This is a genomic window from Nioella sediminis, assembly GCF_001879695.1.
Classification (GTDB): Bacteria; Pseudomonadota; Alphaproteobacteria; order Rhodobacterales; family Rhodobacteraceae; genus Nioella; species Nioella sediminis.
The window spans coordinates 1-11,736 of record NZ_MNBL01000134.1 but is presented as its reverse complement, the minus strand read 5'-3'; the positions used below and the strand labels follow the sequence as shown (position 1 = coordinate 11,736).

12 protein-coding genes are annotated in these 11,736 nt (G+C 64.9%); 8 read left to right on the top strand and 4 right to left on the bottom strand.

From position 1 onward, the window contains the following. The first annotated feature begins 2 nt into the window (after positions 1-2). Genes kce through BKY26_RS15900 form a run of 3 tightly spaced genes read left to right on the top strand, consistent with a single transcriptional unit; the run spans position 3 to position 2,434 of the window. Positions 3-929 (top strand): 3,5-dioxohexanoate:acetyl-CoA acetone transferase, encoded by a 927-nt coding sequence (gene kce, locus BKY26_RS15910; RefSeq protein ID WP_071691370.1) that lies wholly within the window; start codon positions 3-5, stop codon positions 927-929. Positions 930-932: 3 nt separating this feature from the next. Continuing rightward, the gene (locus tag BKY26_RS15905) at positions 933-1,415 is read left to right on the top strand and encodes a GNAT family N-acetyltransferase (protein WP_071691369.1); all 483 of its coding nucleotides are present in this window, start codon (positions 933-935) and stop codon (positions 1,413-1,415) included. Further along, positions 1,412-2,434: a histone deacetylase family protein gene (locus BKY26_RS15900; protein ID WP_071691368.1), complete on the top strand. Its 1,023-nt coding sequence runs from the start codon at positions 1,412-1,414 to the stop codon at positions 2,432-2,434. The genes BKY26_RS15905 and BKY26_RS15900 overlap by 4 nt, the downstream gene beginning before the upstream one ends. Before the next feature lie 3 nt (positions 2,435-2,437). Here the strand turns inward: BKY26_RS15900 and BKY26_RS15895 are convergent, their stop codons facing one another. The 4 genes from BKY26_RS15895 to BKY26_RS15880 all read right to left on the bottom strand — a co-directional run bounded on the left by BKY26_RS15895 (position 2,438) and on the right by BKY26_RS15880 (position 6,511). Next, positions 2,438-3,190: a sulfite exporter TauE/SafE family protein gene (locus BKY26_RS15895; RefSeq protein WP_071691367.1), complete on the bottom strand. Its 753-nt coding sequence runs from the start codon at positions 3,188-3,190 to the stop codon at positions 2,438-2,440. A gap of 248 nt (positions 3,191-3,438) precedes the next feature. Continuing rightward, positions 3,439-4,683: an organoarsenical effux MFS transporter ArsJ gene (gene arsJ, locus BKY26_RS15890; protein WP_071691366.1), complete on the bottom strand. Its 1,245-nt coding sequence runs from the start codon at positions 4,681-4,683 to the stop codon at positions 3,439-3,441. Continuing rightward, a complete protein-coding gene (locus BKY26_RS15885; RefSeq protein ID WP_071691365.1) occupies positions 4,680-5,678 on the bottom strand; it encodes an ArsJ-associated glyceraldehyde-3-phosphate dehydrogenase in 999 nt (332 codons plus the stop codon). Before BKY26_RS15885 ends, arsJ begins: the two co-directional genes overlap by 4 nt. After that, positions 5,675-6,511, bottom strand: coding sequence for an arsenate reductase/protein-tyrosine-phosphatase family protein (locus BKY26_RS15880; RefSeq protein WP_071691364.1), 837 nt, complete (start codon positions 6,509-6,511; stop codon positions 5,675-5,677). The genes BKY26_RS15885 and BKY26_RS15880 overlap by 4 nt, the downstream gene beginning before the upstream one ends. A 190-nt stretch (positions 6,512-6,701) precedes the next feature. Between BKY26_RS15880 and BKY26_RS15875 the strand changes: the two genes are divergently transcribed. The 5 genes from BKY26_RS15875 to BKY26_RS15855 all read left to right on the top strand — a co-directional run. Next, complete coding sequence (locus BKY26_RS15875; RefSeq protein ID WP_071691363.1) at positions 6,702-8,999, top strand: bifunctional salicylyl-CoA 5-hydroxylase/oxidoreductase; 2,298 nt, start codon at positions 6,702-6,704, stop codon at positions 8,997-8,999. Then, positions 8,996-9,724: an SDR family NAD(P)-dependent oxidoreductase gene (locus BKY26_RS15870; protein WP_071691362.1), complete on the top strand. Its 729-nt coding sequence runs from the start codon at positions 8,996-8,998 to the stop codon at positions 9,722-9,724. Before BKY26_RS15875 ends, BKY26_RS15870 begins: the two co-directional genes overlap by 4 nt. Then, positions 9,724-10,179, top strand: a complete 456-nt coding sequence (locus BKY26_RS15865) for a MarR family winged helix-turn-helix transcriptional regulator (protein WP_071691361.1) — start codon at positions 9,724-9,726, stop codon at positions 10,177-10,179. Before BKY26_RS15870 ends, BKY26_RS15865 begins: the two co-directional genes overlap by 1 nt. Further along, positions 10,163-10,975 (top strand): enoyl-CoA hydratase family protein, encoded by an 813-nt coding sequence (locus tag BKY26_RS15860; protein WP_071691360.1) that lies wholly within the window; start codon positions 10,163-10,165, stop codon positions 10,973-10,975. Before BKY26_RS15865 ends, BKY26_RS15860 begins: the two co-directional genes overlap by 17 nt. Continuing rightward, a partial coding sequence (locus BKY26_RS15855; RefSeq protein ID WP_071691359.1) for an acyl-CoA dehydrogenase family protein occupies positions 10,975-11,736 on the top strand: 762 nt, incomplete at its 3' end. The genes BKY26_RS15860 and BKY26_RS15855, both read left to right, overlap by 1 nt.

The following is an 11,736-nucleotide window of genomic DNA, read 5'->3' as shown; positions in this document are numbered from 1 at the left end:
CCATGTCCAAGATCATCATCACCTGCGCGGTCACGGGCTCTATCCATACCCCCTCCATGTCGCCCTATCTGCCTGTCACAGCAGAGGAAATCACGGATCACGCGGTCGGCGCGGCAGAGGCCGGGGCGTCCATCCTGCACCTCCATGCGCGCAACCCGGAGACCGGCCAGCCCTCGGCAGAGGTGGATCATTTCATGGGATTCCTGCCGCGCATCAAGCAGGCGACGGATGCGGTTCTGAACATCTCGACCGGCGGCAGCGCGGTGATGACGCTCGATCAGCGCCTTGCCGCGCCGAAACGAGCACGGCCAGAAATGTGCAGTCTCAACATGGGCACGATGAATTTCGCGCTCTATCCCGCCGCCGACCGGATCAGTGACTGGAAACACGACTGGGAAGAGCCGTTCCTGCGCGACTCTGACGACCTCGTTTTCAAGAACACCCCGCGCGACATCGCCCGTATCCTGACCGAAATGGGCGAGGAACGCGGCGCGCGGTTCGAGTTCGAATGCTACGACGTCAGCCACCTTTACATGTTGCGCCACTTCATGGATCGCGGGCTGGTGAAGGCACCGGTCTTCGTGCAGTTCGTCTTCGGTGTGCTTGGCGGGATCGGCCCGGACCCGGAAAACCTGACGCATATGAAGCTGATCGCGGACAAGCTCTTCGGATCGGACTACGCCTTTTCGGTGCTGGCCGCGGGCCGTCACCAGATGCCGCTGATCACCATGGGGGCCACCATGGGCGGGCATGTGCGAGTCGGGCTGGAAGACAGCCTGATGATCGCGCGGGGGCAACTGGCGAAGACCAACGCCGAACAGGTCGCCAAGATCCGCCGCATCGTGGAAGACCTTGGCCGCGAGGTCGCCACCCCCGTTGAGGCCCGCGAGATGCTGGACCTCAAGGGTGCGGACCGGACGGCGATCTGAGCGATGGATGATGTGACGATCCGGCCCGTGGACGAGGCTGACCTGCCGATGCTGGACCGCGCTCTGAGAACGCTCTCGGACGATCTGGGCGACACGCATCGCGCGACATTGGACGCACTGCGCAAGGCCTGGTTCGGCCCCTGCCCCGCCTTCCATGCGATGCTGGCCCTGTCGGGGGACACGGCGCAGGGGGCGGCCATGTTTTCGCCCGTCTTTTCCACCGTGCGGGGGATGCCGGGGCTCTATGTCTCCGATCTGTGGGTCTCTGACGCGGCGCGCGGCAGCGGGCTCGGGCGGCGGTTGCTGGCGGCGGCCTCGGCGCGGGCCGGGGCGCTGTGGGGCGCGGGATACCTGCGGCTTGATGTCTATGACAGCAGCCCGGAGGCCATTGGATTCTATACCAAACTTGGCCTTGCACCGATGGAGGGGCAACGCACGCTGGCCCTGTCGGGCGCAGGGTTCGACAAACTGAAAGGTGAGGCATGAAAGCGGTTTTCGACAAGCGGCAATGGCGGCACGACCCCAGGCATTTCATGGCCAATGGCGCGATCCTGCCCAACCCCGAACAGCCCGCACGCATCGACATCCTGAAAGCGGGGGCCGAGGCAGCGGGCTGCGTCTTCGAGGCACCGGGCGACGCGGGCCTCGGGCCGATTGCTGCCGTCCACACGGCGGAATACCTGAGCTTCCTGCGCCATATCTATCCGCGCTGGCGGCGCATCGAGGGCGCGGGCGAGGAGGTGATCCCCAACATCCACCCGGCAAACCGGACCGACGGCTACCCGAAATCCGCCGTGGGGCAAGCGGGCTACCACCAGGCCGACACCGCCTGCCCGATTGCCGAAGGCACCTGGGAGGCGGCCTACTGGTCCGCGCAGTCGGCCATCGCGGGGTCCGACCTGGTGGCAGGGGGCGCGCGCGCGGCCTATGTCCTGTCGCGCCCGCCGGGGCACCACGCCTTTGCCGATCTGGCGGGCGGGTTCTGCTTTCTCAACAATTCCGGCATCGCGGCGGAACGGATGCGGGGGGCGGGGCTGCGCCCCGCGATCCTCGACGTCGATGTCCATCACGGGAACGGAACGCAGGGCATGTTCTACCGGCGCGGCGACGTGCTGACCGTGTCGATCCATGCCGATCCCGAGCGGTTCTACCCGTTCTTCTGGGGCCATGCGCAGGAACGCGGCGAAGGCGACGGGATGGGGGCGAACCTGAACCTGCCGTTGCCCCGTGGCACCGGGGATGGAGACTACCTGCGGGCGCTCGATACGGGCCTCGACCGGATCGTCTCGTTCGGGGCCGATGTAATCGTGGTGGCGCTTGGGCTGGATGCCTATGAAGGCGATCCGTTTCAAGGGCTTGGAATCACCACGCCCGGCTTTGCCCGGATCGGCGCGGCAATCGCGGGAACGGGTCTTCCGGTGCTGTTCGTACAGGAGGGCGGCTATATCTGCGAGGGACTCGGGTCGAACCTGACCAGCGTATTGGGTGGGTTTCAGGAGGGCTGAGCCTCAGCCGGCCAACACTTCCCAGACCAGCTTGACCGACACCCCGGCCAGCGCGATTTCAACGAGAAGGAAGAAGACCCGCTCCGGCAGAAGGCGGGCAATCTTCGCCCCGCTCCATGCCCCGGCCAGCGCGCAGGGAATGAGCCAGACTGCCTGCCCGACACTGTCCCAGGTGATCTGGCCCGCGACGATATAGGGCGGCACTTTCAACAGGTTGACGGCCGAGAAGAAGATCGTGGTGGTGCCCAGATAGGTCAGCTTGTCGAGCCGCTGCGGCAGCACATAGGCTTGGTAAGGCGGGCCGCCCGCGTGGCTGATGTAGCTGGTCAGGCCCGACAGCGCGCCCCAGATCAGCCCGCGCGGCACATCGGCGGGCTTGGGCGGGAACTCCCGTTTCGAAAAGCGGCGGCGCAGGGAATGCAGCAGGTAGGACATGGCGATCCCCGCCACCAGCAGCTTGATGGCGTCGCCGGGCACGTAGGAGACGGCAAGAAACCCCAGACCGACCCCGCAGGCCCCTGCAGGCAAAAGGATTTTCAGGTTGCGGACCGAGAAGGCCTTGCGAAACAGGTAGACCGCATAGATGTCCGTGGTGATGTAGATCGGCAGCAAAAGTCCCGCCGCCAGCGCCGGATCCATGAACAGCGACATCAGCGGCACCGAGAGGATCGCGATCATCGGCACGCCGCCCTTGGACAGCCCCATCAGGTAGGCCGCTAGCCCCGCCACGATCCAGAATTGCGCCACCTCGGCCATGTGCCTGTCCCTGCTGTCGCTGTTCCGGGCCTAAGGGGGTCACGGCGCGGGTGCAAGGGGCGAAAACCGTGGGGGTGCCCCCCGTACACCCCCTGTACACCCCCCATACACCCTTCGTGCAGACAGATGGCGGTTTCGCCGCCTGTCGGCGTCGACCCGCGCGCGACCGTTCCGGTCGCGCATGGGGGCTCTGCCCCCGTCGCCTGTCGGCGACTCCCCCGAGGTATTTTCGCCAAGATGAAGGGCAGTCAGCGCTGTCCCAGACGGGCCGCTCCGAACGTGCTGATGACGAGCAGGCCGGCTGCTGTGGCAAGACACATCGGCACGCCTCCGATCTGGTAGCTTGCCCCCGACAGAACCGTTCCCAGAAGCCTGCCCGCCGCGTTCGACATGTAGTAGAAGCCGACATCCATGGTCACCCGGTCATCGTTGGTCAGTGCCAGGATGAGGTAGGAATGAAGAGCAGAATTCACCGCGAAGATTGCCCCGAAGAGCAGCAGCCCCGCGACCACCGTTGCAGTGAGCCATGGGGCCGGGGCGTCCGCGAAGGCCGTGAGACCTGCGAGCAGGGCCGGGACGGTAACAAGCGCCATGGCCCAACGGCTTGCGGCGCGGATCAGCTGACCGGTGGAGCGGTCTGCGGCGCGCATCAGTTTCGGGGCCGACGCCTGCACCGCGCCGTATAGGATGATCCAGAGCGCCATGAAGCTGCCGATGGTGAAGAAGGCGGCGCGGTTGCCGGCCTCGGTGCCGTCCGAGAGCACCGAGTAGAAATAGATCGGGATGCCGACCACGAACCACACATCGCGGGCGCCGAACAGAAACAGTCGGGCGAAGCTCAGCCAGTTGATGTCGCGGTTTTTCGAGAAGACCTCGCGGAATTTCGCGTCCTTGCGGCCCGTGGGCAGGCCGGGGGGCATGCGCCAGACCACCGCCAGCAGGATCGCGGCCAGAAGGGCCGCCATCCCCGCCACCGAGGCGGTGAAGCCCGCGAGGCCCAGAAGCGCCGCGCCGAGGAAGAAGCCGAGCCCCTTCACCGCGTTCTTCGACCCTGTGAGCAGCGCCACCCACCGGAAGAGTCCGCCCTGCCCCTTGGGGGCCAGGAGCTTGACCGCTGATTTCGACGACATCTTGGCCAGATCCTTGGCCACGCCCGAGGCCCCCTGCACCGCCATCACGAAAGCGACCGAGGCACCGATGGACCAGGCCGGGTCGAGCTGCGTCAGCGCCACGAGCGCCGCCACTTGCAGCGACAGGCCCGCGTAGAGCGTCGAGGTGAGGCCGAAGCGTGCGGCGATCCAACCTGCGGAAAGGTTCGTCACCACGCCCGCGATCTCATATAGCACGAAGAGATAGGCCAGCTGCACCGGCGAAAAGCCGAGCGTGTGGAAGTGCAGGAGCACCAGCATCCTCAGCGCCCCGTCGGTCAGCATAAAGGCCCAGTAGGCCGCCGTCACCGCGATATAGGCGGCAAGGCCCTGCGGCTGGCTCACAGGTTTGCCCCCACCATGAAGGCCACATCGGCAAGGCGGTGCGCGTAGCCCCATTCGTTGTCGTACCAGGCGTAGATTTTCAGTTGCGTGCCGTTCACCACCATGGTCGAGGGCGCGTCCACGATCGTCGATCGGGGGTCGTTGGTGTAATCGGCGCTGACCAAAGGCCGGGTTTCATAGCCGAGGATGCCTTGCAGACCGCCCTCGGACGCGGCTTTGAAGGCGGCGTTGACCTCCTCGACCGTCACGGTGCGGTCGAGCTCGAACACCATATCGGTGAGCGAGGCATTGAGCAGCGGCACGCGTACGGCGTGGCCGTTCAGTTTGCCTTTGAGGTCGGGGTAGATGAGCGTGATCGCGGTGGCGCTGCCCGTTGTCGTGGGGATCAGCGAATTCAGGGCCGAGCGCGCGCGGCGCAGGTCCTTGGCGGGGCGGTCCACGATGGTTTGGGTGTTGGTCACGTCGTGGATCGTGGTGATGGAGCCGTGTCTTATGCCGAAGGTTTCGTGGACGACCTTCACCACGGGCGCGATGCAGTTTGTGGTGCAGCTCGCCGCCGTGACGATCCGGTGGGTGGCCGGGTCGTAATCGTGATTGTTCACGCCATAGACGATGTTGGCCGTGGGGCCGTCCTTGACCGGGGCGGAGACCACGACCTTTTTCACGCCTGCCGCGAAATAGGGGGCGAGTTTCGCTTCTGTCTTGAAGGCGCCCGTGCAGTCGATGACCACGTCCACGCCTTCGAGCGGCAGGTTTTCCAGTGCGCGTTCGTTCAGGACCGCCAGGCGGGTGCCGTCGATGGTGAGGTTGTCGGCGTCGTGGGAGAACTCGGCTGGCCAGCGGCCATGGACCGTGTCGAATTCCAGCAGATGCGCGTGCATTTCCGGGTCGCCCGTGGCGTCGTTGATCCAGGCGATGTTCGCGCCGCGTTCCAGCAGGGGGCGCAGGGCGAGTTTCCCCATGCGGCCGAGGCCATTGAGGGCATAGGTGGTCATTCGGTGGCTCCTTCGGAGGCGATGTTGTCGAGCTGGGATTGCAGGGACACGGCATCGAGCGCGTCGAGCGGCAGGGCGGTGAAGGCGGCGATGCGGTTCTTCAGAAGCCCGTAGGTCTGTTGGAAGGCGAGCATCCGCTGCGCCTCGGTTCCCTCTGCCTTCACCGGGTCGGGCAGGCCCCAATGGGCGGTGATCGGCTGGCCCGGCCATGGCGGGCAGTCCTCATTCGCGGCGCGGTCGCAGACGGTGAAGACGAAATCGAGCGCGGGGGCGTCCGGCCCCTGGAATTCCGACACGTTCTTGGCGCGCAGACCGGTCACGTCGTGGCCCTTTTGGGCCAGCATGTCCACGGCCATCGGGTTCAGTTCCGAATAGGGCTGCGTTCCGGCGGAATGGACGGTGAAGCGGCCTGCGCCCATGTCGCGCAGCAGGGTTTCGGCAATGATCGACCGGGCGGAATTGCCGGTGCAGATGAAGAGAACGCTATAGGTCTTGTCTGGCATGGCTCCGGCACCTTTGGCGGGAAGGGGCATGGCGGGCGGGCAGATGTCGGGGCGGCCCCGGCAGCAGTCGGAAAAGAGGAAATCCACCAGCCCCTGCGCCGCGCCCGTGTCGGCGCGGTAAAGGAGCGAGGTGCCGGAGCGGGCCTGGGTGATCAGCCCCGCCTCGCGCAGCGCCGCGAGATGGGCCGAGGCGGTGGAGGGTTTGAGGCCAAGCGCAGCCGTGATTTCGCCCGCGGGAACCGCATCGGGATAGCGGCGCATGAGCAGCCGGAAAATGGCGTTGCGGCCGCCATGGGCAAGGGTGGAGAGCTGGTCGAGTTCTTTTTCCATATTTCGTGAATTACTGAAATAGATGAGTCGCGCAAGTCCCGCTGCCCCGCGATGCACCTGATTTCATGAAAGTTTCATATTGAGAGGCGAGATATTTCAAGCTAGATACTTTAAGCTTGAAATATATATCCACCTTGCTAGCCTCTGATCAGACCCGAGTCTCTCGGCGGTACATCTGGGGAAGGATCACATGAAGATCATCTGTCTCGGCGGCGGTCCTGCGGGGCTCTATTTTGCCATCAGCATGAAGCTGCGCGACCCCTCGCACGAGGTGACGGTGCTGGAGCGCAACCGCGCCAATGACACCTTTGGATGGGGCGTGGTGCTGTCGGATGACGCGCTGGAGCGGATGGAAACCAACGATCCGAAATCCACGCAAGCGATCCGCGATCACTTCGCCTATTGGGACGATATCGCCGTTGTGCATGACGGGGTGCGGACCGTATCCGGCGGGCATGGCTTTGCCGGGATCGGGCGCAAGCAGATGCTGATCCTGTTGCAGGAAAGGGCGCGGGAGTTGGGCGTGAACCTGCAATTCGAGACCGAGTTCGGCAGCGCCGAGGACTATCGCAAGGATTATGATCTGGTCGTCGCCACGGACGGGATCAATTCACGTGTCCGCAACGAATATACGGACATTTTCCAGCCCGATATCGACACGCGGCTGTGCAAGTTCGTCTGGCTGGGAACCCACCAGAAATTCGACGACGCCTTCACCTTCATCTTCGAAAAGACCGAGCATGGCTGGATGTGGGCGCATGTCTACCAGTTCGACGATCAGACCGCGACCTTCATCGTGGAATGCCTGCCCGAAACCTGGGACGCCTGGGGTTTCGAGGACATGTCGAAAGAGGAAACGGTCGAGACCTGCCGCAAGGTCTTTGAACGACATCTGGACGGGCATGCCCTGATGTCGAACGCCGCCCATCTGCGTGGCTCTGCCGTCTGGATGCAGTTCCCCCGCGTGATCTGCGAGAAGTGGTACAATGGCAACGTGGTGCTGATGGGCGACGCCGCCGCAACGGGCCATTTTTCCATCGGATCGGGATCGCGGCTGGCCTTCGACAGCGCGATTGCCTTGGCCGAATACCTGCATTCGGAACAGACTATGGAAGAGGCGTTTGAACGCTATCAGGAGGAACGCAGGGTCGAGGTGCTGCGGCTGCAATCCGCCGCGCGCAATTCGCTGGAATGGTTCGAGGAGGTGGAGCGTTACCTCGATCAGGACCCGGTGCAGTTCAATTACAACCTGCTGACGCGGTCGCAGCGGATTTCCCATGAAAATCTGCGCCTGCGCGATCCTGAGTGGCTGGAAAGCGCGGAACGCTGGTTCATGACGCAGGCCGGACTGCCTGCCGATGCGCCGCATCGCACGCCCATGTTCACACCCTATCGCTTGCGCGACATGGAGTTGACGAACCGCGTCGTGGTCTCGCCCATGGCGCAATACAAGGCCGTGGAGGGCTGCCCGACCGACTGGCATTTCGTGCATTACGCCGAACGCGCAAAGGGTGGCGCAGGGCTCGTCTACACGGAAATGACCTGTGTCAGCCCCGAGGGCCGGATCACACCGGGTTGCCCGGGGCTCTACGCGCCGGAGCATGAGGCGGCGTGGACACGGCTGGTCGATTTCGTCCATGCCGAGACGGATGCGAAAATCTGCTGCCAGATCGGGCATTCGGGCCGCAAGGGCTCCACCCAACTTGGGTGGGAGGAGATGGACGCGCCGCTGCCGAAGGGGAACTGGGAGACGCTTTCGGCCTCGGCCATTCCGTGGTCCGACCGCAACCCGGTGCCGAAGGAAATGACCCGCGCGGATATGGACGCGGTGACGGCCCAGTTCGTGGCGTCGGTGCAGATGGCACAGCGCGCGGGCTTCGACATGATCGAGCTGCACGCCGCCCATGGCTACCTGATTTCCTCCTTCATCTCGCCCATGTCGAACCGGCGCGGGGACGACTATGGCGGATCGCTGGAAAACCGGATGCGCTATCCGCTGGAGGTGTTCGCGGCGATGCGCGCGGCATGGCCCGCCGAAAAGCCCATGTCGGTGCGGATTTCCGCGAATGACTGGGTGGGTTCGGAGGGTGTGACCCCTGAGGAAGCCGTTGAAATTGCGCGCATGTTCCGCGAGGCCGGGGCCGACATCATCGACGTGTCAGCAGGCCAGACCAGCGTGGAGGCCGCGCCCGTCTATGGCCGCATGTTCCAGACGCCATTTTCCAACCGCATCCGCAATGAGCTGCACATGCCGACCATGGCCGTGGGCAATATATTTGAAACCGATCATGTGAATTCGATCCTCATGGCGGGCCGCGCCGATCTGGTCTGCCTCGCCCGCCCGCATCTGGCCGATCCCTACTGGACGCTGCACGCGGCGGTGGAGCTGAACGATACCTCCGTGCACTGGCCCGATCCCTATCTTGCGGGCCGCGATCAGGCGTATCGTTTGCAGGAGAAGAAAGCGCAGGAGGAGATCCGGGCATGACCGAGCAACGGCGCGTTCTGATCACCGGGGGCGGCACGGGGATTGGCCGCGCGATTGCTCATGCCTTCGCCCGCGCCGGGGACGCTGTCACAATCGCAGGGCGGCGGGAAGGCCCGTTGCGGGAGGCCGCCGAGGGCTTCGAGATCGAGACCGCGACCGCCGATGTGACCAACGAGGCCGACGTGGCCGCGCTGTTTGCCCGGCCCTTCGAAGTGGTCATCGCCAATGCGGGCGCGGGCAAGGCGAAGAAGCTGGTGGATGTGTCGCTGGCCGATTGGCAGGCGACGATGGACGTGAACCTGACGGGCACGTTTCTGACCTTCCGCGAAGGCCTGCGCGTCATGCCAAAGGGCGGGCGGCTTATCGCCATCGCCTCGACCGCCGCGTTGCAGGGCGGCTCCAACATTGCCCCCTATGCGGCCTCCAAGCACGGGGTTCTGGGGCTGGTGCGATCGGTCGCCAAAGAGGTCGCCAAATCGGGCATCACCTGCAACGCGATCTGCCCCGGCTTCGTCGATACGGAAATGGCCGATGCCGCCGCGCAATCGGTCATGGACCGGTTCGACGTGCCGCGCGAGAAGGCCATTTCCATGATCACCAGCGGCAACCCAATGGCCCGGCTGATTGCGCCCGAGGAAGTCGCCGCCGCCGCGCTGTTCCTGGCCTCCGCAGGGGCCAGTTCGGTCAACGGGCATGCGCTTTCGGTCTCGGGGGGCGAGGTCTGATGCGCGAAACCGACCTGCCCCATCGTCGGTTGCGCACCTGGATCCGCCTTCTGCGGATGACGCGGGGCATGGAAAACCACCTGCGCGAATATCTGCGGGTAAACCACGACACCACCCTGCCCCGGTTCGACGTGATGGCGGCGCTTTATCGTGCCACCGGGCCGATGAAGATGAGCGAGCTGAGCCGTCAGTTGCTGGTGTCCAACGGCAACGCCACGGCGGTTGTCGAACGGCTGGAGAAAGAGGGCCTCGCCCGCCGCGTCCCCGGTGAAGGCGACCGGCGCGTGGTTCTGGCGGAGCTGACGGACAAGGGCCGAGAGCTGTTCGCGGCGCAGGCATCCGAGCATCGGGGCGAAGTCGACCGGCTTTTCTCGATGCTCGGGCATGAGGAACTGGATGCGCTGCGGGATATCCTGCACCGCGTGGAGGAGGCAAGCGATGGCCAAAATGGCTGATCTGAAACCAACGCATTTCGAATGGCAGGTGCGCGAGCGCGTGGCGCGGGTGCGGCTTGCGCGGCCCGACCGCAAGAACCCCCTGACCTTCGACAGCTACGCGGAACTGCGAGATACGTTCCGGGCGCTGGTTTATGCCGAGGATGTGGATGCCGTGGTCTTCGCGTCGAACGAGGGCAATTTCTGCTCTGGCGGCGACGTGCATGACATTATCGGGCCTCTCACCAAGATGGACATGAAGGGCTTGCTGGCCTTCACCCGGATGACCGGCGATCTGGTCAAGGCCATGATCGGCTGCGGCAAACCCATCATCTCGGCGGTGGATGGCGTGGCTGTGGGCGCGGGGGCGATCATCACCATGGCCTCCGACATGCGGCTGGCGACGCCCGAGGCGAAATGCGCCTTCCTGTTTACCCGCGTGGGGCTGGCGGGCTGCGACATGGGCGCCTGCGCGATGTTGCCCCGGATCATCGGACAGGGCCGCGCGGCGGAGCTGCTCTACACGGGCCGCACGATGCGGGCCGAGGAAGGGCTGGCCTGGGGCTACTGGAACGCGCTGCATGACGCGGAGGTTTTGGAAGGCAAGGCGATGGAGCTGGCCGAACGGCTGGCGGCGGGGCCGGTCTTTGCCCACGGGATCACCAAGACGCAGCTCAACCAGGAATGGAACATGGGGCTTGATCAGGCGATCGAGGCCGAGGCGCAGGCACAGGCCATTTGTATGCAGACGGCGGATTTCGAGCGCGCCTACCGGGCGTTTGTCGCCAAGGAAAAGCCGGTGTTCAGGGGGGATTGATGGCGGACAGAACCTTTCTCGACTGGCCGTTTTTCGAGCCCCGGCACAGGGAGTGTGCCGAAGGGCTGGATGCCTGGGCGGCAGGCGTCCATATCGATCATGGTGACACGGATGCCGCTTGCCGGGGGCTGGTGAAGGCGCTTGGCGATGCTGGCTGGCTGCAGCCGACCGCTGCCGGGGAAGGTGAGCGTTTCGACGTGCGCACCCTGTGTCTCAGCCGAGAGACCCTGGCGCGCCATGATGGGCTGGCCGATTTTGCCTTTGCGATGCAAGGGCTTGGCACCGGGGCTTTGTCGCTGTTCGGCGCACCTTCGCAGAAGGCCGAGTGGTTGCCGCTGACGCGCACGGGTCAGGCGATTGCGGGCTTTGCCCTGACCGAACCGCAATCGGGGTCCGACGTGGCCAATTCTACCATGACGGCGGAGGAAGATGGCGATCACTTCGTTCTGAACGGCGAAAAGACCTGGATCTCTAATGGCGGCATCGCCGATGTCTACACGGTCTTCGCCCGTACCGGAGAAGCCCCCGGCGCGCGGGGCCTGTCGGCCTTCGTGGTCCCCGCCGATACGCCGGGCTTGGCGATTGTTGAGCGATTGGAAACAATCGCGCCCCATCCGCTGGCGCGCCTCCGGTTCACCGACTGCCGCATCCCGAAATCCGCGCTGATCGGCGGGCGCGGCGAGGGCTTCAAGATCGCCATGTCCGTGCTCGATGTCTTCCGTTCCACCGTCGCGGCGGCGGCCCTGGGCTTTGCCCGCCGG

Bases quoted from the DNA above. Each gene is read 5' to 3' on its own strand.
- kce (WP_071691370.1), top strand. From the start codon at position 3: ATGTCCAAGATCATCATCACCTGCGCGGTCACGGGCTCTATCCATACC.
- BKY26_RS15905 (WP_071691369.1), top strand. From the start codon at position 933: ATGGATGATGTGACGATCCGGCCCGTGGACGAGGCTGACCTGCCGATG.
- BKY26_RS15900 (WP_071691368.1), top strand. From the start codon at position 1,412: ATGAAAGCGGTTTTCGACAAGCGGCAATGGCGGCACGACCCCAGGCAT.
- BKY26_RS15895 (WP_071691367.1), bottom strand. From the start codon at position 3,190: ATGGCCGAGGTGGCGCAATTCTGGATCGTGGCGGGGCTAGCGGCCTAC.
- BKY26_RS15885 (WP_071691365.1), bottom strand. From the start codon at position 5,678: ATGACCACCTATGCCCTCAATGGCCTCGGCCGCATGGGGAAACTCGCC.
- BKY26_RS15880 (WP_071691364.1), bottom strand. From the start codon at position 6,511: ATGGAAAAAGAACTCGACCAGCTCTCCACCCTTGCCCATGGCGGCCGC.
- BKY26_RS15875 (WP_071691363.1), top strand. From the start codon at position 6,702: ATGAAGATCATCTGTCTCGGCGGCGGTCCTGCGGGGCTCTATTTTGCC.
- BKY26_RS15870 (WP_071691362.1), top strand. From the start codon at position 8,996: ATGACCGAGCAACGGCGCGTTCTGATCACCGGGGGCGGCACGGGGATT.
- BKY26_RS15865 (WP_071691361.1), top strand. From the start codon at position 9,724: ATGCGCGAAACCGACCTGCCCCATCGTCGGTTGCGCACCTGGATCCGC.
- BKY26_RS15860 (WP_071691360.1), top strand. From the start codon at position 10,163: ATGGCCAAAATGGCTGATCTGAAACCAACGCATTTCGAATGGCAGGTG.